This is a genomic window from uncultured Intestinimonas sp. (assembly GCF_944387725.1).
In the GTDB taxonomy this organism is placed as follows: Bacteria; Bacillota; Clostridia; order Oscillospirales; family Oscillospiraceae; genus Intestinimonas.
The window spans coordinates 1-25,449 of sequence record NZ_CALXGA010000018.1 but is presented as its reverse complement, the minus strand read 5'-3'; the positions used below and the strand labels follow the sequence as shown (position 1 = coordinate 25,449).

Here is a 25,449-nt window from a genome sequence, read left to right as displayed (position 1 = left end):
AGGGGATGCCATGAAGGAGCTGTCTCTCCACCTGCTGGACATCGCCCAGAACTCCCTGGCCGCCGGGGCCCGGCATGTGGCCCTGGGGGTGGAGGAGGCGGACGGCGAGATCACCCTCACCGTGGCCGACGACGGCCGGGGGATGTCCCCGGAGCTCCTGGCCCGGGTCACCGACCCCTTCACCACCACCCGCACCACCCGGAAGGTGGGGATGGGCCTGCCCCTGCTGCGGCTGGCGGCGGAGCAGACCGGCGGCACGCTGGCGGTGGAGAGCCGGGAGGGGGTGGGCACCACTGTCACCGCCGTCTTCCACGCCGGGCACATCGACTGCCCGCCCCTGGGGGACCTAGCGGCCACGGTGGCCCTGCTGGCCCAGGGCCTGTCCGGGGAGACCGAGCTGACCTATATGCACAAGGGGCCGCAGGGCGCCTTTACCTTTGACACCGCCCAGGTCCGGGCCATCCTGGGGCCGGAGGTCCCCCTCTCTCTGCCGGAGGTGGCCCAGTGGATGGAGGGCTATGTGGCCGAGGGGGAGGCCGGACTGCGGCCGGAGGCCCCGCCGGAGCGCGGAACGAGACTGGATACCGTCAGGGAGGGAACGACATGAAAAGTCTGGAAGAACTCAGAGCCATCCGGGAACGGATGCAGCGGCAGATTGACCTGCGGGAGCAGAGCGACGAGGACATCCGGGTGGTGGTGGGCATGGCCACCTGCGGCATTGCGGCGGGGGCCCGGCCGGTGCTGTCCGCCTTTTTGGAGGAGGTGTCCAAGCGGGGCCTCCAACATGTGGCCGTGACCCAGACCGGGTGCATCGGCGTGTGCCGGCTGGAGCCCATCGCCGAGGTCTATGTCCCCGGGGAGGAGAAGGTGACCTATGTGAAGCTCACCCCGGAGAAGGTGCCCCGCATTGTGGCCGAGCATCTGGTCAACCACAGCCCCGTGGTGGAGTACACCATCGGGGCGGCAGAATGACAGGGGGGAAGGAAGATGAACTTTGTCCGATCCCACATCCTGGTGTGCACCGGCACCGGCTGCTCCTCCTCCAACAGCCCCAGGATCATCCAGCGGTTTGAGGAGGAGCTCCTGGCCCAGGGGATGAACCAGGAGGCCCGGGTAGTGAAGACCGGCTGCTTCGGCCTGTGCGCCATGGGCCCGGTGGTGCTGGTCTACCCCGAGGGGGCCTTCTACACCCACGTCACCCCGGAGGACGTGCCGGAGATCGTCTCCGAGCACATTGTCAAGGGCCGCATCGTCCAGCGGCTCCTCCACAAGGAGGGGGAGAGCGCCGAGACGGTCACAAGCCTCTCCGAGACCCGGTTTTACAAGAACCAGTTCCGCATCGCCCTGCGCAACTGCGGCGTCATCAACCCCGAGAGCATCGACGAGTATATCGGCGCCGGCGGCTACGAGGCCCTGGGCCGGGCCCTCACGGAGCAGACCCCCCAGCAGGTCATCGACGCCGTGCTGGCCTCCGGCCTCCGGGGCCGGGGGGGCGCGGGCTTCCCCACCGGGCGGAAGTGGCAGATGACCCACGACGCCGTGAGCCCCGACGGGGTGAAGTTCGTCTGCTGCAACGCCGACGAGGGGGACCCCGGGGCCTTCATGGACCGCTCGGTGCTGGAGGGGGACCCCCACAGCGTCATCGAGGCCATGACCATCGCCGGCTACGCCATCGGGGCCCACCAGGGCTACATCTACGTCCGGGCCGAGTACCCCATCGCCGTCCACCGGCTGGAGGCGGCCATCGGACAGGCCCGGGAATACGGCCTGCTGGGCCGGAATATCTTCGAGAGCGGCTTTGACTTCGACCTGGAGCTGCGGCTGGGGGCCGGGGCCTTCGTCTGCGGCGAGGAGACCGCCCTCATGACCTCCATCGAGGGCCGCCGGGGAGAGCCCCATCCCCGGCCCCCCTTCCCGGCCAACAAGGGCCTCTTCCAGCGGCCCACCCTCCTCAACAACGTGGAGACCTACGCCAACATCACCTGGATTCTCAATCACGGCCCCGAGGCCTTCACCGCCATCGGCTCCCGGGGCTCCGCCGGCACCAAGGTCTTCGCCCTGGGGGGCAAGATCACCAACACCGGCCTGGTGGAGATCCCCATGGGCACCCCTCTGCGGACCGTCATCGAGGACATCGGCGGCGGCTGCCCCAACGGGAAGAAGTTCAAGGCCGCCCAGACCGGCGGACCCTCCGGCGGGTGCATCCCCGCCGATCTCATCGACACTCCCATGGACTACGACTCCCTGGGGGCCATCGGCTCCATGATGGGCTCCGGCGGCCTCATCGTCATGGATGAGGACAACTGCATGGTGGACATCGCCAAGTTCTTCCTGGAGTTTATCGTGGACGAGTCCTGCGGCAAGTGCTCTCCCTGCCGCATCGGCACCAAGCGCCTCTACGACCTGCTGTGCAAGATCACCGACGGCAAGGGGACTCTGGAGGACCTGACCACCATCGAGGAGCTGTGCCGGCACATCCAGTCCAGCGCCCTGTGCGGCCTGGGCCAGACCGCCCCCAACCCGGTGCTCTCCACCCTCCAGCACTTCCGGGAGGAGTACCTGGCCCATGTGGTGGAGAAGCGCTGCCCCGCCGGGGTGTGCAAGAACCTGGTCCACTTCTATATCGACCCCGGCAAGTGCAAGGGCTGCACTCTCTGCGCCACCAACTGCCCCACCAAGGCCATCTCCGGCGTAGTCCGCTCGCCCCACGTCATTGACCAGAACGCCTGCGTCAAGTGCGGCACCTGCATGGATCACTGCCGCTTCGACGCCATTTCCAAGCACTAGAGGAGGGGTGAAGACGATGGAACAGAACATGGTGACACTGAAAATCAACGATATCCCGGTGACGGTCCCCGAGGGGACCAGCGTTCTGGAGGCCGCCCGCAGCGCGGGCATCAAGGTCCCCTCCCTGTGCTACCTTAAGGGCGTCAACGAGATCGGCGCCTGCCGCATCTGCGTGGTGGAGGTGAAGGGGGCCAAGAGCCTGGTGGCCTCCTGCGTCTACCCGGTCAGCGAGGGGATGGAGGTCCAGACCAACACCGAGAAGGTCCGCCACTCCCGGCAGCTCACCCTGGAGCTCATTTTGTCCAACCACCGGATGGACTGCCTGACCTGCGCCCGGAACGCCCACTGCGAGCTGCGGGAACTGGCCGCCGAGCTGGGCATCGATGCCGTGCGCTACGCCAACGACGAGCTGCTGCCCCGCATCGAGGACTCGGCCCCCCACCTGGTCCGGGACAACTCCAAGTGCGTCCTGTGCCGCCGGTGCACCGCCGTGTGCCGGACCACCCAGGAGGTGGGGGTCATCGGCCCCAACGACCGGGGCTTCGCCACCCACATCGGCTGCGCCTTTGACCGGGACCTGGCGGAGGTGGACTGCGTCTCCTGCGGCCAGTGTATCGTGGCCTGCCCCACCGGGGCCCTCTCGGAGAAGGACGACACCGCCAAGGTCTGGGCCGCCCTCAACGACCCCGCCAAGCACGTGGTGGTGGGCCCCGCCCCCTCGGTCCGGGTCACCCTGGGGGAGTGCTTCGGCCTGCCCATCGGCGCCAACGTGGAGGGGAAGATGGTCACCGCCCTGCGCCGCCTGGGCTTCGACCGGGTCTTCGATGTGGACAACGGCGCCGACTTCACCATCATGGAGGAGGGCGCCGAGTTCTTGGAGCGGATCCAGGAGGGGGGCGCCCTGCCCATGATCACCTCCTGCTCTCCGGGCTGGATTCGCTACTGCGAGCAGCATCACCCGGACATGCTGCCCCACCTCTCCACCTGCAAGTCCCCCCAGCAGATGTTCGGCTCCCTGGTGAAGAGCTACTACGCCGAGAAGATGGGCATTGACCCCAAGGACATCGTGGTGGTGTCGGTGATGCCCTGTACCGCCAAGAAGTACGAGGTCCGGCGGGAGGAGCAGCGCATGGCCAACGGCTGTATGCCGGTGGACGTCTCCATCACCACACGGGAGCTGGCCCGGATGATTCAGCGGGCGGGCCTCCTCTTCGACCACCTGCCTGAGGGGCAGTTTGACCCCATGCTGGGCCTGTCCACCGGGGCGTCGGTGATCTTCGGGGCCTCCGGCGGCGTCATGGAGGCCGCCCTGCGGACTGTGGTGGAGACCCTCACCGGCGGCGAGATGGCCCCCCTGGAGTTCCGGGAGGTCCGGGGCATGAAGGGTATCAAGGAGGCCGTCTACGAGCTCCCCGGCCGGACGGTGCGGGTTTGCGCCGCCTCGGGGCTCCACAACGCCAAGATGGTGCTGGACGGGGTGAAGAACGGAACGATGCAGTATGACTTCATCGAGTTCATGGCCTGCCCCGGCGGGTGCATCAACGGCGGCGGACAGCCCCTCCAGCCCGCCATTGTCCGCTCCTTCACCGACATCCCTGCCCTTCGGGCCGCCGCCTTGTATCAGCAGGACGAGGCCATGCCCATCCGCAAGAGCCACGAAAATCCCGTCCTCCAGACCGTCTACCAGGACTACCTGGGCAAGCCCGGGGGCCACAAGGCCCACGAGCTCCTCCACTGCACCTACGTCCCCCAGAAGCGCTACCGCACTGAGAACCGCTTTTAATACAAAACCGCCGCCCCCCGGGTCCGCTTTGGACCCAGGGGGCGGCAGTCTGTTCAGTTGACCGGGCGCTGCCGGAGCCCGGCGGAGAGGATGGCCTCCCGCCGCTCCAGGAGGCCGTCCCCCTCCAGGCCGGCCAGAAAGACCTCTGTGCCCAGGCGGTCCATGGCCGCCCCAAGGCGCTCCCGCTGGTAGGCGTACTCCCGGAACCACAGCAGGGCCTTCTCCAGCAGGGGGAAGAGCTGCTCCTCCTCCACCAGCCAGGGGTAGGGGGTGCCCATGCGGGCGGCGCGGCCCCAGGCGCCCCCGAAATAGACCTGGAAGCGGACCCCCTCGGGGGTGCGCCGGCCCTCCACGCCGAAGTCGTTGAGGCTGGGCTTAACGCAGCTGTTGGGACAGCCCCCCACGGCGATTTTGAACTTGTGGGGCAGGACCACCCCGTCCCAGCCCAGGTAGTATTTCTCATGGATGTCCCGGGCCACGGCCTGGGTGTCGTACATCCCGAAGACGCAGGTGGTGCCCTTGCAGGCCGTCACCGGCCGGACCTTGGCCCCGGTGCCGCCGAAGCGCAGGCCCCGCTCGCGCCCAAAGGCTGCGGCCTCGTCGATGCGCTCGTAGGGGATGCCCACCACCTCCAGGGTCATGCGGACGGTGGGGACCACCTTCCCGCTGCCGAAGTTCTCCGCCAGCTCCGCCACCGCGGCGAGCTCCCGGGGGGTGAAGACCGTGCCCGCCGGCACCACCCGGCCCGAAAAGCGCTCCGTGCCCCGGTTGCGGAGAAAACCCATGCCCTTCACCCGAGCGATATCTGCCTGTGTCAATGCCATGATCGTCGATTCCTTCCTTCTTTTTTGGCGATACATATCGGAGTTTCATATTATAAAATAGGTTTTCCCGGCTGGCAAGAAAAAATCCCGCTTTTCGCTTTTGGATTCTTCTGTGTTTCTTGCTTTTTTCTCCGCACTGGTGTAAAATGCCTGTACCTGAGGCAATCAAACCGGTGAGGAGGGTTTTTATGCACTACACCTACGCCCACTATCAGGAGAGCGCCGCCTATATCCGCAGCAAAATCCGCTCCTTTGTCCCCCAGGTGGCCATGATTCTGGGCTCCGGCCTGGGCTTCCTGGGGGACGAGGTGGAAAACGCCGTTCGGGTCCCCTACGGGGAGATCCCCCACTTCAAGGCCTCCACCGCCCCGGGGCACAAGGGCCAGCTGGTCTTCGGCGTCCTCCGGGGCCAGAACGTGGCCGTGATGCAGGGCCGGATGCACCACTATGAGGGCTACTCCTACGAGGAGGTCTCCTACGCCGTCCGGGTGCTGCGGCTGCTGGGGTGCGGCACCCTGGTGGTCACCAACGCCGCCGGAGGGGTCAATCTGGACTTCCGCGCCGGGGATCTGATGCTCATCACCGACCAGATCAAGATTTTCATGGAGTCCCCCCTCCGGGGAGAGAACCTCCCTCAGTTCGGCCCCCGCTTCCCCGACGCCTCCCACCTCTACACCCCGGCGCTCCAGGACGTGGCCCGCTCGGCCGCCCGGGACCTGGGCATCGGCCTCAAGGAGGGGGTCTATATGTACTTCCCCGGCCCCCAGTACGAGACCCCGGCGGAGGTGCGCTTTGCCCGGATTTCCGGGGCCGACGCCGTGGGGATGTCCACCGCCCCGGAGGTCCTCACCGCCGGCCACTGCGGGATGCGGGTGCTGGGCTTCACCCTGGTGAGCAACATGGCCGCCGGCATTCTGGACCAGCCCCTCTCCGAGCAGGAGGTCCTGGACGCCGCCGAGGCCTGCAAGGACAAGTTCTCCCGGCTGGTGCTGGCCTGCCTGGAGCGCCTGTAAGCCCCCCTTGGAAAGGAGAAACCCGTCTATGGCCACCATGATTTACAATGTCACCGCCGTCCTCATGGACGAGGGGCGCACCGTCCTCCCCAACGCCTATGTGGTGGTGGAGGGACACCAGATTACCGACTTCGGCACCCAGCGCCCCCAGGGCTTCACCGGAAAATTCATCGACGGCAAGGGGGGCATCCTCCTGCCGGGGCTGGTGAACGCCCACACCCACCTGCCCATGACCGCCATGCGGGGCTACGGGGACGGCCACGACCTCCAGGACTGGCTCCAGAACTATATCTTCCCGGTGGAGGCCAAGTGGGATGACCGGGCCATCCGGGCCTGCGCCGCCCTGGGCCTGGCCGAGCTCATCGCCTCCGGCGTCACCTGCATCGCCGATATGTATATGCACACCGACGCCATTCTCCGGGAGATTGAGGCCGCCGGCCTGAGCGCCAACGTCTCCTGCGGCGGCGTCCAGTTTGAGGAGGACTTCGACCCGGAGAAAAACCACGACTGCCAGGTCCAGCGGGCCCTCACCGAAGCCTGGCACAATCGGGATAACGGCCGCATCCGGGTGGACGCCTCCCTCCACGGCGAGTACACCTCCCGCACCGGCCTGTGGGAGTGGATGGCACAGTTTGCCGCCGACCACGGCCTGGGGATGCACGTCCACCTCTCCGAGACCCGGAAGGAACACGAGGAGTGTAAAGCCCGCCACGGCGGGAAGACCCCCGCCGCCGTGCTGGCGGAGCACGGGGTCTTCGACGTCCGGGCCATCGCCGCCCACTGCGTCTGGACCACCCAGGAGGACTGGGCCCTGCTGGCGGAGAAGGGGGTCGCCGCCGTCCACAACCCGGTGTCCAACCTGAAGCTGGGCTCCGGCGTGGCCCCGGTGGCGGACCTGAAAAAGGCCGGGGTCAACGTGGCCCTGGGCACCGACGGGGTGAGCTCCAACAACTGCACCGACTTTTTCGGAGATTTGAAGCTGGCAGCCATTCTGCAAAACGGCGTCCGGTGCGACCCCCTGGCCCTCACCGCCTGGGACGCCCTGGAAATGGCCACCGTCAACGGCGGCCGGGCCCTGGGCCGGAAGACCGGCCGCATCGAGAAGGGCTGGGAGGCCGACCTCATCCTCCTGGACAGCGAGGCGGTGAACCTCATCCCCTGCCACGACGCGGCCAACAACCTGGCCTACGCCGCCCACGGCTCCAATGTGGTGATGAATATGGCCCGGGGAAAGGTCATATACAAGAACGGGACCTTCCTGACCATCGACCTGGACCGGGTCAAAAAGGAGGTGGCGGGCTACGCCCTGCCCCTCCTCTTCGGGCGGTAAGGGGCCTTTCCCGGCCTCCCCGCCCAGATTCCTTGCGAAAGGCTGTGCAGCCCCTTGGGTAATCGGGAAAAGAAACGCACCTTCTTCGGCGGCGCCATGATTCTGGCTGTGGGCATCGCCATCGTCAAGCTCATCGGCGCCCTCTACAAAATCCCTCTAGGAAACATTTTGGACGACGAGGGCTTCGGCCACTTCAACAACGCCTATGTCATCTACAACCTGCTGCTGATGGTCTCCACGGCGGGCCTCCCTGTGGCCCTGTCCAAGACCATCTCCGAGGCCGACGCCCTGGGCCGGAACAACCAGGTCCGCCGGATCTTCCGGGTGGCCCTGACGGCCTTCTTCCTCCTGGGGACCGTCACCTTCCTGGTGATGTTCACCCTGGCTCAGCCCCTGGCCGACCTCCAGGGCGACGGCATGGCCGTCCACGCCGTCCAGGCCATCGCCCCGGCCTGCTTCTTCGTGTGCGTCCTGTCCACCTTCCGGGGCTACGCCCAGGGCCACTCCAACATGGTGCCCACCGCCGTCTCCCAGGTCATCGAGGCCCTGGGGAAGCTGGCCATCGGCCTGACCCTGGCCTGGATCCTGGTCCAGAACGGGGCCAGCTCCGCCGACTCGGCCGCCGGGGCCATCTTCGGCGTCACCTGCGGGGCGGGCATCTGCCTCATCTACCTCATCGTGGAGTACCTCCTCCGAGGGTCCCGGCTGGGGGGGCGGACGTCGGACCAGCCGGAGTCCCACGGGGCCATTCTCCGGCGGCTGCTGGTCATCGCCGTGCCCATCACCGTCTGCGCCTCGGTGACCCCCATCACCTCCTGGCTGGATACCGCCCAGGTCCAGAACATCCTCCGGGACGTCTTGAACGCCGAGAGCGCCCAGTGGTACCACGACCAGGGGCTCACCGACCCGGTGGTGGCGGCTTACGGGGCCTACCAGAAGGCCGTCACCATCTACAACCTGCCCTCCTCCTTCATGGTGGCCCTCACCGCCAGCGTGGTCCCCGCCATCGCCGCCTGCCGGGCCAGGCGGGACTTCCGGGGGGCGGGGCGCATCGCCGAGTCCTCCCTGCGAATGGGGATGCTCCTGGCCCTCCCCGCCGGAGCCGGCCTGCTGTTTTTGGGGGGACCCATTATGGGGCTCCTCTACGCCGACACCGACCACGCCGTGGCCGACCCCTCCATGATGCTGCTGGGGGCCGCCTCGGTCTTCGTGTGCGTCATGCTGGTGGGCAACTCCATCCTCCAGGCCAGCGGCTTTGTGAACCTGCCCATCTTCATCATGGTCCTGGGCTGTGCCGCCAAGCTCCTGGTCAACAGCTTCATGGTCCGGCAGCTGGGGGCCGTGGGGGCCGCCATCGGCACCCTGGTCTGCTATGTCATCGTAGCCGTTCTGGAGCTGGCACTCATCAAGCGGGTCATCCCCGCCGCCCCCAGCTACAGCCGGGTCTTCCTCAAGCCCCTCTTTGCCTCCCTGCTGATGGGGGTGGCCGTCTGGTCCGTCCACGGACTGCTGAGCCCCCTGCTGGGGAGCACCCTGGCCGTCCTGGGGGCCATCGGGCTGGGAGTGATCCTCTATGCTGTTTTGGTGGTGGTTTTGCGGGCCATTTCCCGGGAGGACCTGTCCCTCATGCCAAAAGGGGAGAAAATCGCAAAAATTTTGCGTCTGTAAGGGCCGCTTCCCAAAAAAGAACTTGCAGAAGGTAGAGAAATATGATAAATTTTGAACAGAAAGCGTCCTACGGACTGGAGGACCTGGCGGAGATCGTCCGCATCCTCCGGGAGCCGGGGGGCTGCCCCTGGGACCGGGAACAAGACCACCACTCCATCCGCCGGAACCTGCTGGAGGAGGCCTATGAGGCCGCCGAGGCCATTGACGAGGAGAGCCCGGAGCACCTGAAGGAGGAGCTTGGGGATGTGCTCCTCCAGGTGGTGTTCCACGCCCGCATGGAGCAGGAGGCCGGCCGCTTCGACCTCCAGGACGTGGCCGACGGCGTCTGCAAAAAGCTCATCTACCGCCACCCCCACGTCTTTGGGGATGCGGCTGTCTCTGGCAGCGAAGAGGTGCTGGTGAACTGGGAGGAGCTCAAGCGGAAGGAGAAGCACCAGGAGCGCGCCGCCGACAGCGTGGACGCCGTGGCCCGGAGCCTGCCGGGCCTGTGGCGTGCCGAGAAGATCCAGAAGAAGGCCGCCAAGGCCGGTTTTGACTGGCCCGACGTCCAGGGGGCCCTGGCAAAGCTCCGGGAGGAGACCGGAGAGCTGGAGGAGGCCGTCCGGGCGGGGACCAACGTCTCCGAGGAGCTGGGGGACCTGCTCTTCGCGGCGGTGAATGTGGCCCGGTTCGTCCACACCGACCCGGAGGAGGCCCTGTCCGGGGCCTGTGACAAGTTCGCGCGCCGCTTCCGGGCGGTGGAGGAGGCCGCCCTGGCTCAGGGCCGGCGCCTGGAGGACATGACCCTCGCCGAGATGGACGTCCTGTGGGACCAAGTCAAGGAGCAGGAGTCTTGAACGCGGCGTCTGGCGCCCACCCGCAGGCGCGCTTTGAGAATAGAAAAGGACCTCGTACTCCACCAAGCCAGAAAATTGCATTTGCCTTCCGGCGGAATTTCCGCATCTTCGTTATCGTCCTTGGTGGGCGTCAGCCCACCGGCGTCCTCTGCCTTGTTCTGCTAAAATTCCGCTGGAAATCCAATCTGCAATTTCTAACTTGGCGGAGTACTAGGGCTTGTTTGAAAAAAGTCAACATGCCCAACCGGCGGGTCTTTTGCCCCCTGGACGGCGCAGTTTTTCCTTGAAATCCGCCAGGATTCCTGCGAAAAAATTGCTTGCCAGCGGCCCAAAATCCCTCCCTGCTGGACACATCGCCAATTTTCAAACAAGCCCTAGCCGCGCCTGAACAACATCGTAGGAGGAATACCACAAATGAACAAGGCTGAACTGATCCATGCCGCTGCCGAAAAGGCCGGCCTGTCCAAGAAGGACACCGAGGCCGTCATCAACGCCGCCCTTGACGCCATTGTGGAGAGCCTGGCCAAGGAGGACAAGGTCCAGCTTGTGGGCTTTGGCGCCTTTGAGGTAAAGCGGCGAGCGGAGCGCACCGGGCGGAACCCCCAGACCCTGGAACCCGTGTCCATCCCCGCCTCCAAGGTGCCCGTCTTCAAGCCTGGCAAGCCCTTTAAGGACGCCGTCAACAAGTAAGAAACTGCTGTGCGCTGCACAGAGGGCGGCTTCGGGCCTCGCGGCCCGAAGCCGCTTTTCCGTCCGGCGCTCCAGAGAGAAGGGAGGGAAACAGCGATGCGGTTGGACAAGTGGCTCAAGGTCTCCCGGCTCATCAAGCGCCGGACCGTGGCCAACGAGGCCTGCGACAACCAGCGGATTTCGGCCAACGGCCGGCCGGTGAAGGCCTCCTATGAGGTCAAGCCCGGCGACGTGCTGGAGCTGCGCTTCGGGGAGCGGATCACCCGGGTGGAGGTGCTGGCCGTGGCCGACAGCGTGGGGAAAAACGACGCCCCCGCCCTGTACCGGGAGCTGAGCTGAGGCCCGCCGCTTCCATCTGAATTTCTGTCCAAGGGGGACTTTTCCCATGACCGACTGGCTGGTCAAAACCTTCATTCCGCACCCGGACGACAAGGACGACCCCGCCGTCCGGGAGCGCTACGGTTTCCTCTCGGGGGCGGTGGGCATCCTGCTCAACCTCCTCCTCTCGGCGGGGAAGCTCCTGGCCGGCGTGCTCACCGGCTCCATCGCCGTCACCGCCGACGCCTTCAACAACCTCTCGGACGCCGGCTCCTCGGTGGTCACCCTGGCTGGCTTCCGTCTGGCCGCCAAACAGGCCGACGACGACCACCCTTTCGGCCACGGCCGCATCGAGTACCTCTCCGGCCTCATCGTGGCGGCGGCCATCCTGCTGGTGGGAGTGGAGCTGGCCAAAACCTCCCTGGAAAAGATTCTCCAGCCGGAGGAGGTGGACTTCTCCTGGCTGTCGGTGGGCATCCTCTGTGCCTCCATCCTGGTGAAGCTGTGGATGTCCGCCTTCAACCGCCGCCTGGGCCGGCGCATCGGCTCGGCGGCCATGGCCGCCACCGCCGCCGACTCCCTCTCCGACGTGGTGGCCACCTCCGCAGTGCTGCTGGGCGCCCTGGTGGGGCACTTCTCCGGCCTGCTTATCGACGGCTGGGTGGGGATTCTGGTGGCCGCCTTCATTCTTCACTCAGGCTGGGAGGCCGCCAAGGACACCCTGGACCCCCTCCTGGGCCAGAGCCCCGACCCGGAGCTGGTGGAGTCCATCCAGAAGACCGTCCTGGCCCACCCCCAGGTCACCGGGATGCACGACCTCATTATCCACGACTACGGCCCCGGACGGCGGATGATGTCCCTCCACGCCGAGGTCCCCATGGACGCCGACGTGCTGGAGGTCCACGACGTCATCGACAACATCGAGCGGGAGCTCAAGGAAACGTTCCACATCGACGCGGTCATCCACATGGACCCCATCGCCACCAAGGACCCCTACACCAATGCCCTCCGGGAGCGGATGGCCGGACTGGTCCGGGAGATCGACCCGGCCATGACCATCCACGACTTCCGCATGACCGCCGGCCACGATCACCAGAACCTGATCTTTGACGTGGTGGTCCCACACAGCTGCCCCCTCACCGACGAGGAAGTAAAGTCCGCAGTCGCCGAAAAGGCTCGGACGCTGGAGGGCGGGCCTTTCTACCCTGTCATCTCCATCGACCGCACCTACACAGAAATCCCCGCGTCCTGAGGCTTCCCTTTCACAAAATATTCACCCCCTCTCCCCGAAAATGGAGTATAATGAGGGAGACAGTCCCAAAAGATCAAAGGAAGGCTGGTGAAGATACATGCCCACCAAGGTACTGATTGTGGAGGACGACGGCAACATCGCCGAGCTGCTGCACCTCTATCTGGAGAAGGAGGGCTTTGAGACCCAGGTGGCCCCGGACGGCGGCAAGGGGGTGGAGCTCTTCCGCTCCTTCCGGCCCGACCTGGTGCTGCTGGACATTATGCTGCCTGTGATGGACGGCTGGTCGGTGCTCAAGAAGATTCGGGAGACCGACAAGACCCCCGTCATCATGCTCACCGCCAAGGGGGAGCTCAATGACAAGGTCCAGGGCCTGGAGGGAGGGGCCGACGACTACATCGTCAAGCCCTTTGAGATGAAGGAGGTGCTGGCCCGCATCCACGCGGTACTCCGGCGCTGCGGCGCCGAAGAGGGCGGCGGGGAGCGGAAGCTCACCTTCGACAAGCTGGTCATCAACCTGGACTCCTACGAGCTGCTGGTGGACGGCAAGCGGGTGGACACCCCCCCCAAGGAGCTCGAGCTCCTCTACCACCTGGCGGCCTCTCCCAACCGGGTCTTCACCCGCAACCAGCTCTTAGACGAGGTGTGGGGCTTCGACTACTTCGGGGACTCCCGCACGGTGGACGTCCACATCAAGCGCCTGCGTGAGAAGCTGGAGGGAGTCTCCGACCAGTGGAGCCTCAAGACGGTCTGGGGCGTGGGCTATAAGTTTGAGGTCTCTACCCCGGAGACGGCCTGATTCCGGCCATACGCGGGAAGGGAGGAGCGCCCTTGAAAAGTCTCTACCAGCGTCAATTCATCATCATGGCGGGAGTCATCCTGGTCTCCTTCGCCCTGCTGGGCTCCGCCTTCATCACCCTGTCCTACAGCTATACGGTCCAGGAGCAGCAGGACTCCATCCTCCACAACGCCTTCTATGTGGCCGGTGTCCTGGGAGACGCCGTCACCAGCGACACCGACCTTCAGGGCTTCGTCCTCCAGGCCGCCCGGGTGCGGCCCACTCTGGAGGCTGTTGCGGTGGTCACCGACGCCACCGTCCTCCTGGCCACCCAAGAGGGCCAAATCCTCTTTGCTGTGGACGGCACCGGAGAGATCAGCAGCCTGGCCAACGTCCAGATTCCCACAGCGGTGGTCCAGGCCATCCAGGCCACCGGCTCCTTCAGCGCCATGAGCAGCCTGGGGGGGACCTTCTCGGAAAACCGCTATGTGGCGGGGGCCCCCTTCCGCTACAACCACCTGGGGAACGCCGTCCCCGCCGGCTTGGTGCTCATCGCCGCAGAGGCCGCCAGCCTCACCGAGATGTGGCGGGCTTTCGCCTCCATTTTTCTCTTTACCGCCGTGGTGGTGATGCTCATCGCCTTTGTCACCACCTCCGTCACCTCCCTGAAGATGACCCGGCCCCTGAAGGACATGGCCGAGGCGGTGCGGAAGTTCGGCCATGGGGAGTACAGCACCCGGGTGGACTGCGGCGGCCGCTCCGACGAGGTGGGGGAGCTGGCCGAGGCCTTCAACGCCATGGCCGACTCCATCAGCCAGGCTGAGCACCGCCGCAGCGAGTTCGTGGCCAACATCTCCCACGAGCTCAAAACCCCCATGACCACCATCGCCGGCTTTGCCGACGGCATCCTGGACGGCACCATCCCTCCGGAGCGGGAGAAGGAGTATCTGAAGGTCATCTCCTCCGAGACCCGGCGGCTCTCCCGGCTGGTACGGAAGATGCTGGACCTCTCCCGGCTCCAGTCCGCCGAGTACGTCACCGCCCAGGAGCAGTTCGACATCTCCGAGGTGATGCTCCGGGTGCTGGTGAGCCTGGAGACCAAGATCAACGCCAAGCATCTGGACGTGTCCACCCAACTCCCGGAGGACCCGGTGGAGGTCTGGGGGGACCCGGACGCCATCACCCAGGTCTGCTACAATCTGCTGGACAACGCCATCAAATTCTCCTACGAGGAGAGCACCCTGGGCATCTCCATCGTCACCCGGGCGGGGAAGGCCTATGTGTCGGTCCGCAACCAGGGGGACACCATCCCACCGGAGGAGCTTCCGCTGGTCTTTGACCGCTTCCACAAGACCGACCACTCCCGCAGCGAGGACCGGGACGGGGTGGGCCTGGGGCTCTATATCGTCAAGACCATTCTCAACAACCACAAGGAGAACATCACCGTCACCAGTCAGGACGGGGTGACGGAGTTTACCTTCACCCTCACCCTGGCGTGAGGGGGGCGCCTGTCCGGCGGGGACAAGGACTCCTTCGGGTCCCGGCTTTCCGCCGGAACAAATTTGCGGCGACCCGCCACCTCCTTCCTGGCTCCCCCCTGGGGGAGCTGGCTGCGGCGAAGCCGCAGACTGAGGGGGTTCCCCGTTCAGGGCTCCATCCTGTGGGTTGCAGCTCCCCGCCGGACCCCGCTGGGCAGGGCCCCGTCGGAATGCCGGACATTCTGTCAAATACCAAACCGAAAAAGGAGCCCCCATGAAGCTCTACTTAAACGGCCACAACTTCCGATACGCCACGGAGCAGATGCTGCTGACCCTCTTTCCGGGAGAGCGCCCGGAGTACCCCGCCAGTCCGGCGGACCAGGGGGAGAACCATCTGGTGCTTACCCTGTCCCGGGCCGGAGGCTGGGCCTCCGCCCACGCCCTGCTCACCTACCAGGGGGAGACCTACAGCCACTTCTCCAGAGCCCCCGACCCGCCGGCGCACACCGGCCGGCTGGAACGGGACCGGGTGCTCCAGCGCATCCTCAAAACCGCCTTCTATCAGGCGGGCACCGCGGCCCTGAGCCGGGAGCCCCCTTGGGGGGCCCTCACCGGCGTACGGCCTGTGAAAATCCCCACCAAGGCCCTCTCCCAGGGCGATACCCCCCAGCAGGTGGACGGTATGCTCTGGGACCTCTACCGGGTCTCGGAGGCCCGGCGGCGGCTGGCCCTGGACTGCGCCCAGGCCACCCTGGACGTCCGGGACACCCTGGAGGAGCGGGAGGTCTCCCTCTATGTGGGCATTCCCTTCTGCCCCAGCCGGTGCGCCTACTGCTCCTTTATCTCAGCCGGCGCGGGGAAGTCCCTGAGCCTCCTGGAGCCCTACCTGGACGCCCTGGTCCAGGAGGTCCGCGCCGCCGGGGCGGCCCTCGCCCGGGCCGGACGGCAGGTGCGCTCCGTCTATTTCGGCGGCGGCACCCCCACCACTCTGTCGGCTCAGCAGCTCCACCGCCTTCTGGGGGAGCTGGAGGACCACATCGACCTTGCCTGGTGCGGGGAGTACACCGTGGAGGCCGGCCGCCCCGACACCATCACCGCCGAAAAGCTGGCGGCCCTGAAGGCCCACGGCTGCACCCGGGTGTCGGTGAACCCCCAGACCATGTCCGACGCCGTCCTCCGGGCCATCGGCCGGGCCCACACCGCGGGGGATTTCCTGGCGGCCTGGGACCTGGTGCGGCAGACCGGCTTCCAGGTGGTGAATATGGACCTCATCGCCGGCCTCCCGGCGGACAGTGAGGAGGGCTTCCGCGCCTCCCTGGACCAGATTCTGGCCCTGGGTCCCGAAAATATCACCGTCCACACCCTGGCCCTGAAAAAGGGCTCCCGCCTGATGGAGCAGGGGGGCGGCCTCCCTGCGGCGGAGGAGGTCTCCCACATGCTGGACTACGCCTGGAGCGCCCTGAGGGAGGCGAGCTATGCCCCCTACTACCTCTACCGCCAGAAGTACATGTCCGGCGGCTTCGAGAACGTAGGCTGGTGCCGGCCGGGGACCGAGAGCCTCTACAACGTGGTCATGATGGAGGAGCTTCACACCATCCTGTCCCTGGGCTCCGGCGGGGTTACCAAGCTCATCGACCCCCGGGCCGGGAGCCTGATCCGCCTGAGCAACCCCAAGTTTCCCAAGGAGTATATCAGCCACATTTCAGATATCATCCGGCAGAAGGAGGAAATCGAATGGCCTACCAGTTAGCGGAGATCGTCCAGGGGGTCTCCCGGGACCCGGCGGACTTTGTGGCGGAGTGCGACCACAACTACCAGCGCCGTGTGGAAAACGCCGCCGGACACATTCTGGAGCGGATGAAGCAGAGCCCCATCGTCCTCCTCTCCGGCCCCTCCGGCTCGGGAAAAACCACCACGGCCCTGAAGCTGGAGCAGGAGCTGACCCGCCGGGGGGTCCGAACCCATACCGTCTCCCTGGACAACTACTTCAAGACTCTGGACCACAACACCGCCCCCCGGAACGACGAGGGGGACATCGACTATGAGTCCCCCGCGCTCCTGGACATGGATCTGTTGGACGAGACCTTTACCAGACTCTCCCGGGGGGAGTGGGTGGTGGTGCCCAAGTTCGAGTTTGCCCGGCAGATGCGAAACGACAGCCGGGGCGCCCCCCTGAAGCTGGAGAAGGACGAGATCGCCATTTTTGAGGGCATCCACGCCCTCAACGACGACATTGCCGGCCGCCACCCCGAAGCCACCACCCTCTATATCTCCGCCCGATCCAACATCCTGGACGGGGAGGATCTGCGCTTCAAGGGCACCTGGTGCCGCATCTCCCGGCGGGCGGTGCGGGACTACAACTTCCGGGGCACCGACCTGGTGGAAACTCTCGCCATGTGGTACAATGTCCGGCGGGGGGAGAAGACCTACATCTCCCCCTTCAAGGGCCGGGCCAACATCGTCATCGACTCCTCCCTGCGCTATGAGGTGCCGGTCTTCGTCAACTACGCCGCGCCCCTGCGCCAGGCGGTGGAGGAGGTGCCCCAAAGCAACCGGCGCCGGGCCGAGCTCCAGGCGCTGGTGGACGCCTTCCGGTATTTCCCGCCCCTGGACCAGGACCTGGTCCCGCCAGACTCCCTGATCCGGGAGTTCATCGGCGGGGGCAGCTATCACTACTGACCTGGGGCCCCGTCCCAGAGAAAAAAGGAGTTTTTCACATGCCTGAATGCAGCCACGACTGCTCCTCCTGCGGCGCCAGCTGCGGGGAGCGCACCGTCCCCACGGATTTCCGGGCCCCGGCCAACGAGCTCTCCCACATCAAAAAGGTCATCGCCGTGGTCAGCGGCAAGGGGGGCGTGGGCAAGTCCACCGTCACCTGCTCCCTGGCCGCCGCCATGGCCCAGCGGGACCGCCGGGTGGGGGTTCTGGACGCCGACATCACCGGCCCCAGCGTCCCCACCGCCTTCGGCATCCACGAGCACGCCACCGGCAGCGAGCTGGGCATCTATCCCGCCGTGAGCCAGGGGGGTGTGGAGGTCATGAGCCTCAACCTCCTCACCGAGAACGAGACCGACCCGGTGGTCTGGCGGGGCCCCGTCATTGCCGGGGCCGTCAAGCAGTTCTGGACCGATGTCATCTGGGGGGAGCTGGACTACCTCTTTGTGGACATGCCCCCCGGCACCGGGGACGTGCCCCTGACCGTCTTTCAGTCCCTGCCGGTGGACGGCGTCATTGTGGTGACCTCTCCCCAGGACCTGGTGCGGATGATCGTCGCCAAGGCCGTAAAGATGGCGGAGATGATGGACATCCCCATCCTGGGTGTGGTGGAGAATTACAGTTATTTCCAATGCCCCGACTGCGGCAAGCAGCACGCCATCTTTGGGGAGAGCAGGGTGGAGGAGGAAGCCGCCGCCCTGGGCCTGAAGGTTCTGGCCCGGCTGCCCATCGACCCGGCCCTGGCCGCCGCCTGCGACCGGGGGGAGATCGACGCCTATGTCCCCAACCCCCTGGCCCCTCTGGCCAGGGAGCTGGACCGGGGGTAAGGGGCTCCGGCTCTCCCCCGCAGGGCGGCGTCCTGCCCCCGAATCCACCGATTAGGGAGTCAGAAAGATGACTAAAATAGAGATAGAACACACGCTGTCCGAGGCCTTCCGGGGCGGCGAGCTCCGCCGCCGGGAGCTGCGCCTGACCCAGGAGGAGGCCGCGTATATCCGCGCCCACTGGGCCGCCCGGCTGGCCCCCATGGGGGAGTCCGGCGGCAAGACCTGGTATGAGATCACCTTTCAGGGGGCTGAAGCCTGATGGAAATTTCCTTTCTGCCCCTCCTCTTCGGGGGGGATATCAACGTCTACAGCATGGCCCGGGCCTTCCACGAGGCCTACGGCATCCGCTCCACGGCCTATGGCAAGTTCGCCGCCGGCGTATGCTTTGAAAGCGCCATCCTGGACTACCGGGTGTGCGCAAAAAATGAGGACGGCCCCACGTTCCTGGAAAACGTCCGCGCCTTTGCCGCCGGGCATCCGAACCAGACGGTGCTGGCCATCGGCTGCGGCGACAGCTATGTAAAGCTGTGCGCCCGCTATCAGGCGGAATTCCCTCCCAACGTCATCGCCCCCTATGCCGATCCGGCGCTCATCGACCAGCTCACCGACAAGGAGAGCTTCTATGCCCTGTGCGACCGCTTCGGCATCGACCGCCCCGGTACCTTTGTCCACCGCCGGGAAATGGGGCGCGACTTCGACCTCCCCTTCGGCCCGCCCTACATCTGCAAGCCCTCCAACGGCGTCCACTACTGGGAGCACGACTTTCCGGGCAGCGAGAAGGTTTTCAAGCTGGAGAGCCGTCAGGCCCTGGACGCCGTCCTGGACAAGGTCTACGCCGCCGGCTATCCCGACGCCATGATCATCCAGGAGTTCATTCCCGGGGATGACAGCTACATGCGGGTGCTCACCTGCTACTCCGACGAGCACGCTCAGGTGAAGCTCCAGTGCCTGGGCCACGTCCTCCTGGAGGAGCACACCCCCCACGGCTCCGGCAACCACGCCGTCATCCTCACCGAGCCCAACGACGAGCTGTGCGAACGGTTCCGCCGCTTCCTGGAGGAGCTGGGCTATGTGGGCTTTTCCAACTTCGACCTCAAGTACGACCAGCGGGACGGGACGTTCAAGGCCTTTGAGCTCAACGCCCGGCAGGGCCGCAGCAACTACTATGTCACCGGAGCGGGGCACAACCTGGCCAGGCTCCTGGTGGAGGACCGGGTGGAGCACCGGGAGCTGGAGCGGGTGGTAACCCGGAACCGCTCCCTGTGGATGGTGGTCCCCCGCAAGGTGGCCTTTGACTACACCCCCAAGCGCTGCCATGAGGAGATGCGCGCCCTCATCCGGGCCGGGGCGGTGACGAACCCCCTGCTCTATCCCCCCGACGCCGCCCCCAAGCGGCGGCTCCGGCTGGCCAAGAACCAGCTGGGCCACTTTGTAAAGTTCCGCAAGTATTACCACCGCCCGGACTGACGGCCCGCCGCCGGTCCCGCCCACAGAGAGAAAGGGGCAGCGATATGGCAGCTTCCGCCCGGCTGGGCATCCTGGGGGGCATGGGCCCCCAGGCCACCCTGCTCTTCTATCAGCGCGTTCTGGACCGGACCGACGCGGCTCGGGACCAGGCCCACATCCCCACCCTGATCTGGAGCGACACCGCCATTCCCGACCGCACCGCCGCCATTCTCGCCGGGGAGACCGAGCCCGTCTTTCAGGCCCTCCTGGCGGGGGCCCGGCTCCTGGAGCGGGAGGGCTGTACCGTCCTGGCCATCCCCTGCAACACCTCCCACTGCTTCGCCGGCCGGCTCCAAGGAGAGCTGGGAATCCCCCTGCTGAACATGGTCCGCCTGACGGCCGGGGCCATGGCACGGCGGGGATGCCGCCGGGTGGGCATTCTGGCCACCGACGGCACAGTCCGCACCGGCCTCTACCAGACTGCCTGCGCCGGCCTGGGCCTGGAGGCGGCGGTCCCCGGCCCCCAGGCCCAGGCCCTGGTCATGAGCATCATCTACGACGAGATCAAGCGGGGGGAGAGCGGCTCCAGGGAGAAGTTCGCCGCCGTGGACCGGGACCTGCGGGCCCAGGGCTGCGACGGGGCCATTCTGGCCTGCACGGAGCTGTCGGTCTACAAGGAGCACCACGGGGTCCCGGAGCACTACCTGGACGCCCTGGACGTACTGGCGGAGGAGAGCGTCCGGGCCTGCGGGTATCCGTTACGGGAGGTGTAGGCCCAGCTTCACCAGCACGCGGAAGAGGGTCTGGCGCTCGGCCTCCTCCCGCGCGGCCTCCATCTCCTGGTAGGCCGCAAAAAGGACCTTCTGCTCCGGGGTGAGGGTGTCCAGCAGCCGGTCCTCCACCGCCGGGTCACGGGGGCCCATGGGCAGGGCCTCATCGACAAGATAATAGATTTCTGTTACAATGTCATGCAAGGAAATCACTCCTTTTGGAATGATTATAATCACTCCGTTTGGAGTTGTCAAGGAGTATTTATGGATATTTTGGCCAAACGGCTGCGGGAATTGCGGAAAGAGCGCGGTCTAAAGCAGGAAGAGCTGGCGGCCCTTCTGGGCATCTCCCTGAGCGGCTACACCCGCTATGAGCACGGAGAACGGGACCCCAATGCCCCCACTCTGGCGGCTATGGCGGACTTTTTTCAAGTATCCGCTGATTATCTCCTGGGCCGGAAGGAACAGAGGGAGTAGGATTTTTGCGCATATTATATCACTCACGATGTCACCTCCATTTGGATATCTCTATTATATGATATCCAAATGGATATGTCAAGGAGGGCCTATGGACATTCTGGCAGAGCGTCTGCGCCTTTTGCGGAAAGAGAAAAACCTGCGCCAGGCGGATGTCGCAAGGGCTGTCGGCCTTTCTACTGTGGGATATCAGCGGTATGAGGCTTCGGAGCGGGACCCCACCGCCCCGGTGCTTGTGGCCATGGCGGACTTCTTTCAGGTTTCCACGGATTATCTCCTGGGCCGGAAGGAACAGAGGGAGTAGGATTTGTCCAGAATCCTCCCTCACTCTGGATCGGGCTCCCCACCAGCGGGCGGAGGCCCTCCGGGGGCAAGGGCGCCCTTGAGGGCCGGCTCCCAGCCAGAACGGGTTCCGGCATCCTGCCGGGGGGCCGCCTGCCCGGCGGGAGCCGCAAATCCGTTCCGGCGGGTCGCCGGCCCCCCGGGGCCCAAACAACAAATGAGGTGATACGATGGACCTCCCCATCCGCCCCTTGGGCGACTACTGGCAGCTTTTACAAAAACACGGCCTTCTGGCCACGGACAAGCCCCTGCCGGCGGGGCTTCTGGCCCGGCCGGTGCGGCTGGTCTCCTGCGACTCCCAAACCGTCACCGAGGACACCCTCTTCATCGTCAAAGGGGCCCACTTCCAGGGGCGCTACCTCTCCGACGCCATCGACCGGGGGGCCTTTGCCTACCTGGCCGGCCGGCCCTGGGCGGAAGGGGGGGATATCCCCTGCCTCCAGGTCTCCGACGTCCGCCGGGCCATGGGCCTGCTGGCCGACTTCTACTACGGCCACCCCAGCGGTAAGCTGAACGTGATCGGCGTCACCGGCACCAAGGGGAAGAGCTCCACCACCTATTACCTCAAGTATATCTTCGACGAATATCTCGCCGCCCGGAAGAAGCCCGAGAGCGGGGTCATCTCCTCCATCGACACCTACGACGGGGTGGAGCGGTTCGAGTCCCACCTCACCACCCCGGAGCCCCTGGACCTCCAGCGCCACCTGGCCAACGCCGCCGCCTCCGGCCTGGAGTACCTGACCATGGAGGTCTCCAGCCAGGGCCTCAAGTACGACCGCATGGACGGGGTGGACTTGGCCGCCGCCGTCTTCCTCAACATCGGCTACGACCACATCTCTCCCATCGAGCACCCAAATTTCGAGGACTACTTCGCCTCCAAGCTGAAGATTTTCCGCCACTCCGGCCTGGCGGTGGTGAACCTGGATTCTGACGAGGCCCCCCGCATCCTCAACGCCGCCCGGGACGCCTGTCCCCGGGTCATCACCTTCTCGGAGACCGACCCCGCCGCCCTGGTCTACGGCTCCCAGGTCCGCAAGCAGGGCCGGGATATCCTCTTCCGGGTGAAGACCCCCCGGTTCCACCGGGAGTTCCGCCTCACCATGCCCGGCCTCTTCAACGTCCAGAATGCCCTGGCGGCCATCGCCGTGTGCGAGGGGCTGGGCATCCCGGAGCAGTGCGTCTATGTGGGCCTCATGAAGGCCCGGGTCCCCGGCCGCATGGAGGTCTACCAGAACGCCGACCGCCACATCACCGCCATTGTGGACTACGCCCACAACCGTCTGAGCTTTGAAAAGCTCTTCCTGTCGGTGAAGGAGGAGTATCCCGGGCAGCGGGTGGTCATCGTCTTCGGCTGTCCCGGCAAAAAGGCCCTGGACCGGCGGAAAGACCTCTCGGAGATCGCCGCCCGGTATGCCGACAAGGTCATCATCACCGAGGAGGACCCGGGGGAGGAGGATGTGCTGGACATTTCCCGGGAGATGGCTGCCCATGTGGAGAATGTGGGCTGCGACTACTCCATCGAGCCCGACCGGGGGGAGGCCATCCGCATGGCGGTAATGGAGGCCGAGACCCCCACCGTCATCCTCATCACCGGCAAGGGGGCCGAGACCCGGCAGAAGCGGGGGACGGCCTACATCGACTGCGTCTCCGACGTGGACTATGCCAAGGCGGCCCTCCACAACTACGACGTCCTCCACCACCTGGACGGCATGGAGAAGGTGCTGGGCCTGCTGGACACCCTGCCCCGCCTGGCCGCCAGCGCCGGGAAGACGGTGGTGCTCAAGTACGGCGGCTCCGCCCTGGGGGAGGGGGGAGCGGTGGACTCCATCCTCCGGGATGTGGCGGCCCTCCAGATGGCGGGGGTCCGGGTGGTCCTGGTCCACGGCGGCGGCAAGGAGATCTCCGCCTGGCTGGGCCGGCTGGGGGTGGAGACCCCCTTCCGGGACGGCTACCGGGTCACCACCGGCCCGGCCATGGATGTGGCCGAGATGGTCCTCACCGGCCGGGTGAACCAGCAGGTGGTGACGGCCCTGCGGCGGCTGGGCGTCAAGGCCGCCGGAGTCTCCGGCAAGGACGGGGGCATCCTCACCGCCCGGACCAAGGACCCCGCCCTGGGCCAGGTGGGGGAGATTACCGCCTCCGACGGCGCCCTCATCGAGCTGCTGCTCTCCGGGGGCTACGTTCCGGTGATTTCCCCGGTTGGAGCGGGCGAAAATGGGGAAAGCTATAACTGCAACGCCGACGACGCCGCCTGTGCTGTGGCCCAGGCCCTGAGGGCGGACAAGCTGGTCTTCCTCACCGACGTGGACGGCATCCGCATGGACCAGCGCAACGCCAAGACGGCCATTCCCTCCCTCAGCGCCGCCGAGGCCCGGGAGCTCCTGGATAACGGCCTCATCCAGGGGGGCATGGCCCCCAAGCTCCGCAGCTGCCTCCGGGCCCTGGACAACGGGGTGGAGCGGGTGGTCATCCTGGACGGGCGCATCGACCATGTGATGCTCCTGGACGCCGTTTCGGGGCAGACCATGGGGACGACCATTTACCGGGAGTAGCCTCCCAGAGGGCCGGCGTCCCGGCGGGCGCCGCACCCCCTGGGAGGGGGCCCCTCCCACTGCCACAGAAGCAAAGGAGCATCCAACCATGGAAGAAACCTACTTCACCCACCTTCTCCCCAACGGGGCCCGCATCGTGCTGGAGCACGTCCCCGCCGTCCGCTCCGCCAGCCTGGGTATCTGGGTGGGCTCCGGCGCCCGGCATGAGCGCAGGGACCAGAACGGTGCCGCCCACTTCATCGAACACATGGTCTTTAAGGGTACCCAGCGCCGCTCCGCCCGGGAGCTGGCCCAGGAGATGGACGCCATCGGCGGGCAGGTCAACGCCTACACCACCAAGGAGTACACCTGCTTCTACGCCCGCTGCCTGGACGAACATCTGGACCGGGCCATGGACCTCCTCTGCGACATGGTGTTCTGCTCCCAGTTCCGGGAAGAGGACGTCCAGACCGAGCGCGGGGTCATCCTGGAGGAGATTGGGATGTATGAGGATAACCCCGAAGACCTGTGTGCCGAACGGCTCATGGCGGCGGTCTACAAGGGCTCGCCCCTGGCCCGGCCCATCCTGGGCCGGAAGGGCGCCCTGGAGAAGATGACTGGGGAGTGGCTCCGGGACTACATGGCCGGCCACTACCTGCCTGGGGACATGGTGGTGGCTCTGGCTGGGAGCTTCCCGGAGCTCACGGTGGAGGAGCTCAAGGCCCGGCTCCTTGCCCTGCCGGCGGGGAAGCTTCCCCCGGTGCACGCGGCGGCCTATACCCCCGCTGTCACCCTGAAAAAGAAGGTCACCGAGCAGAATCACCTAACCCTGGCCTTCCCCGGCCTGCCCTACGGGGACCGGCGGCGGTTCACCCTCCAGCTCCTCTCCACCATGCTGGGCTCCGGCATGTCCTCCCGGCTGTGGCAGGAGGTCCGGGAGAAACGGGGCCTGTGCTACTCCATCTACACCTATGGCGCCGGCTACGCCGAAACCGGAGTCTTTGCCATCTACACCGCCCTGGGCAAGGAGACCGAGGCCCAGGCCCTGGAGACCATCTGCGCCGCCGTCCGCGACTTCGCCGACCACGGACCCGACCCCCGGGAACTGGACCGGGCCCGGGAACTCTCCAAGGCCAACGTCCTCATGGGGCTGGAGTCCACCCAGTCCCGGATGAGCGCCCTGGGCCGGGGGGCCCTCCTGCTGGGCCAGTGCCTCACCACCGACGAGGTCATCGCGGCCTACAACGCCGTCACGGCGGAGGACGTCCGGGACCTGGCCCAGACGCTCTTCCAGTTTCCCCAGGCCTCCCTGTCCGTGGTGGGCCGGGTGAGCCCAGAGGAGGAGTACCTCACCCACCTGGGGCGGTAACGGCGGCCAAAACGCAAAAACCCAGACGGCCCGCAGCGCTGAAACCGCCGCGGGCCGTCTGGGCTATGGGAAGGAAATGGGTGGGGTGCGCAGGCGCACAGAGGCTGTCCTTACGCCTTGGGGGGCATGACCGTGGCCATACCCTTGATGACCACATCGCCGTTCTGGTTGGTGCAGATAGTTTCCAGCTTGACGATGTTCTTCTCCGCCATGATCTC

25 protein-coding genes and 1 pseudogene are annotated in these 25,449 nt (G+C 66.2%); 23 read left to right on the top strand and 3 right to left on the bottom strand.

Features of this window, described 5'->3' with window-relative positions; all coding sequences use genetic code 11:
* Positions 1-10: 10 nt before the first annotated feature.
* Genes Q0K09_RS04485 through Q0K09_RS04470 form a run of 4 tightly spaced genes read left to right on the top strand, consistent with a single transcriptional unit; the run spans position 11 to position 4,570 of the window.
* On the top strand, positions 11-607 hold the full coding sequence (locus Q0K09_RS04485; RefSeq protein ID WP_294473482.1) for an ATP-binding protein: 597 nt from the start codon (positions 11-13) through the stop codon (positions 605-607).
* On the top strand, positions 604-972 hold the full coding sequence (locus Q0K09_RS04480) for a (2Fe-2S) ferredoxin domain-containing protein (protein WP_294473481.1): 369 nt from the start codon (positions 604-606) through the stop codon (positions 970-972). Before Q0K09_RS04485 ends, Q0K09_RS04480 begins: the two co-directional genes overlap by 4 nt.
* 15 nt (positions 973-987) lie before the next feature.
* Positions 988-2,787 carry an NADH-quinone oxidoreductase subunit NuoF gene (locus tag Q0K09_RS04475; RefSeq protein ID WP_294473479.1) on the top strand — a complete coding sequence of 600 codons (1,800 nt, stop codon included), beginning with the start codon at positions 988-990 and terminating at the stop codon, positions 2,785-2,787.
* Positions 2,788-2,803: 16 nt separating this feature from the next.
* Positions 2,804-4,570: an NADH-dependent [FeFe] hydrogenase, group A6 gene (locus Q0K09_RS04470; RefSeq protein ID WP_294473477.1), complete on the top strand. Its 1,767-nt coding sequence runs from the start codon at positions 2,804-2,806 to the stop codon at positions 4,568-4,570.
* A 53-nt stretch (positions 4,571-4,623) separates the two neighbouring features.
* Here the strand turns inward: Q0K09_RS04470 and Q0K09_RS04465 are convergent, their stop codons facing one another.
* Positions 4,624-5,394 (bottom strand): hypothetical protein, encoded by a 771-nt coding sequence (locus Q0K09_RS04465; RefSeq protein WP_294473475.1) that lies wholly within the window; start codon positions 5,392-5,394, stop codon positions 4,624-4,626.
* A 188-nt stretch (positions 5,395-5,582) separates the two neighbouring features.
* Here Q0K09_RS04465 and Q0K09_RS04460 point away from each other — a divergent pair, with 188 nt between their 5' ends.
* From Q0K09_RS04460 to Q0K09_RS04390, 15 genes are all read left to right on the top strand, one after another.
* Positions 5,583-6,407 (top strand): purine-nucleoside phosphorylase, encoded by an 825-nt coding sequence (locus Q0K09_RS04460; protein WP_294473474.1) that lies wholly within the window; start codon positions 5,583-5,585, stop codon positions 6,405-6,407.
* Positions 6,408-6,435: 28 nt separating this feature from the next.
* A complete protein-coding gene (locus Q0K09_RS04455) occupies positions 6,436-7,737 on the top strand; it encodes an amidohydrolase (RefSeq protein WP_294473473.1) in 1,302 nt (433 codons plus the stop codon).
* Positions 7,738-7,791: 54 nt separating this feature from the next.
* Entirely contained in the window at positions 7,792-9,405 is a 1,614-nt protein-coding gene (locus Q0K09_RS04450) for a polysaccharide biosynthesis protein (RefSeq protein ID WP_294473471.1), read from the top strand.
* Between the two features lie 41 nt (positions 9,406-9,446).
* Positions 9,447-10,241, top strand: a complete 795-nt coding sequence (gene mazG / locus Q0K09_RS04445; RefSeq protein WP_294473469.1) for a nucleoside triphosphate pyrophosphohydrolase — start codon at positions 9,447-9,449, stop codon at positions 10,239-10,241.
* Positions 10,242-10,655: 414 nt separating this feature from the next.
* On the top strand, positions 10,656-10,931 hold the full coding sequence (locus tag Q0K09_RS04440) for an HU family DNA-binding protein (protein ID WP_294473467.1): 276 nt from the start codon (positions 10,656-10,658) through the stop codon (positions 10,929-10,931).
* A 96-nt stretch (positions 10,932-11,027) separates the two neighbouring features.
* A complete protein-coding gene (locus Q0K09_RS04435) occupies positions 11,028-11,270 on the top strand; it encodes an RNA-binding S4 domain-containing protein (protein ID WP_294473465.1) in 243 nt (80 codons plus the stop codon).
* 46 nt (positions 11,271-11,316) lie between these two features.
* Entirely contained in the window at positions 11,317-12,501 is a 1,185-nt protein-coding gene (locus Q0K09_RS04430; RefSeq protein WP_294473463.1) for a cation diffusion facilitator family transporter, read from the top strand.
* Between the two features lie 97 nt (positions 12,502-12,598).
* Positions 12,599-13,297 carry a response regulator transcription factor gene (locus tag Q0K09_RS04425; protein ID WP_294473461.1) on the top strand — a complete coding sequence of 233 codons (699 nt, stop codon included), beginning with the start codon at positions 12,599-12,601 and terminating at the stop codon, positions 13,295-13,297.
* A gap of 32 nt (positions 13,298-13,329) precedes the next feature.
* Complete coding sequence (locus Q0K09_RS04420) at positions 13,330-14,775, top strand: HAMP domain-containing sensor histidine kinase (protein WP_294473459.1); 1,446 nt, start codon at positions 13,330-13,332, stop codon at positions 14,773-14,775.
* Positions 14,776-15,028: 253 nt separating this feature from the next.
* Positions 15,029-16,504 (top strand): coproporphyrinogen dehydrogenase HemZ, encoded by a 1,476-nt coding sequence (hemZ, locus tag Q0K09_RS04415; RefSeq protein ID WP_294473457.1) that lies wholly within the window; start codon positions 15,029-15,031, stop codon positions 16,502-16,504.
* Positions 16,489-17,433 carry a nucleoside kinase gene (locus Q0K09_RS04410; protein ID WP_294473455.1) on the top strand — a complete coding sequence of 315 codons (945 nt, stop codon included), beginning with the start codon at positions 16,489-16,491 and terminating at the stop codon, positions 17,431-17,433. The genes hemZ and Q0K09_RS04410 overlap by 16 nt, the downstream gene beginning before the upstream one ends.
* A 38-nt stretch (positions 17,434-17,471) precedes the next feature.
* On the top strand, positions 17,472-18,296 hold the full coding sequence (locus Q0K09_RS04405; protein WP_294473454.1) for an Mrp/NBP35 family ATP-binding protein: 825 nt from the start codon (positions 17,472-17,474) through the stop codon (positions 18,294-18,296).
* A 67-nt stretch (positions 18,297-18,363) separates the two neighbouring features.
* Positions 18,364-18,555, top strand: a complete 192-nt coding sequence (locus Q0K09_RS04400; protein WP_294473452.1) for a hypothetical protein — start codon at positions 18,364-18,366, stop codon at positions 18,553-18,555.
* Entirely contained in the window at positions 18,555-19,763 is a 1,209-nt protein-coding gene (locus Q0K09_RS04395) for an ATP-grasp domain-containing protein (protein WP_294473450.1), read from the top strand. The genes Q0K09_RS04400 and Q0K09_RS04395 overlap by 1 nt, the downstream gene beginning before the upstream one ends.
* Positions 19,764-19,807: 44 nt before the next feature.
* The gene (locus Q0K09_RS04390) at positions 19,808-20,515 is read left to right on the top strand and encodes an amino acid racemase (RefSeq protein WP_294473449.1); all 708 of its coding nucleotides are present in this window, start codon (positions 19,808-19,810) and stop codon (positions 20,513-20,515) included.
* Here Q0K09_RS04390 and Q0K09_RS04385 read toward each other — a convergent pair.
* Complete coding sequence (locus tag Q0K09_RS04385; RefSeq protein WP_294473447.1) at positions 20,501-20,716, bottom strand: hypothetical protein; 216 nt, start codon at positions 20,714-20,716, stop codon at positions 20,501-20,503. The two genes, Q0K09_RS04390 and Q0K09_RS04385, sit on opposite strands and share 15 nt — an antisense overlap.
* A 60-nt stretch (positions 20,717-20,776) precedes the next feature.
* On the opposite strand from Q0K09_RS04385, the gene Q0K09_RS04380 reads away from it, so the two are divergent.
* The 4 genes from Q0K09_RS04380 (at position 20,777) to Q0K09_RS04365 (ending at position 25,231) form a co-directional block, all read left to right on the top strand.
* Positions 20,777-20,989, top strand: a complete 213-nt coding sequence (locus Q0K09_RS04380) for a helix-turn-helix transcriptional regulator (protein ID WP_294473446.1) — start codon at positions 20,777-20,779, stop codon at positions 20,987-20,989.
* Between the two features lie 91 nt (positions 20,990-21,080).
* On the top strand, positions 21,081-21,293 hold the full coding sequence (locus Q0K09_RS04375; protein WP_294473444.1) for a helix-turn-helix transcriptional regulator: 213 nt from the start codon (positions 21,081-21,083) through the stop codon (positions 21,291-21,293).
* A gap of 208 nt (positions 21,294-21,501) precedes the next feature.
* Positions 21,502-23,883, top strand: coding sequence for an acetylglutamate kinase (gene argB / locus Q0K09_RS04370; protein ID WP_294473442.1), 2,382 nt, complete (start codon positions 21,502-21,504; stop codon positions 23,881-23,883).
* An 88-nt stretch (positions 23,884-23,971) separates the two neighbouring features.
* Positions 23,972-25,231, top strand: coding sequence for a pitrilysin family protein (locus tag Q0K09_RS04365; protein ID WP_294473440.1), 1,260 nt, complete (start codon positions 23,972-23,974; stop codon positions 25,229-25,231).
* 110 nt (positions 25,232-25,341) lie between these two features.
* Here the strand turns inward: Q0K09_RS04365 and Q0K09_RS04360 are convergent.
* Positions 25,342-25,449, bottom strand: a pseudogene (locus Q0K09_RS04360) (enoyl-CoA hydratase); the annotation flags it as partial.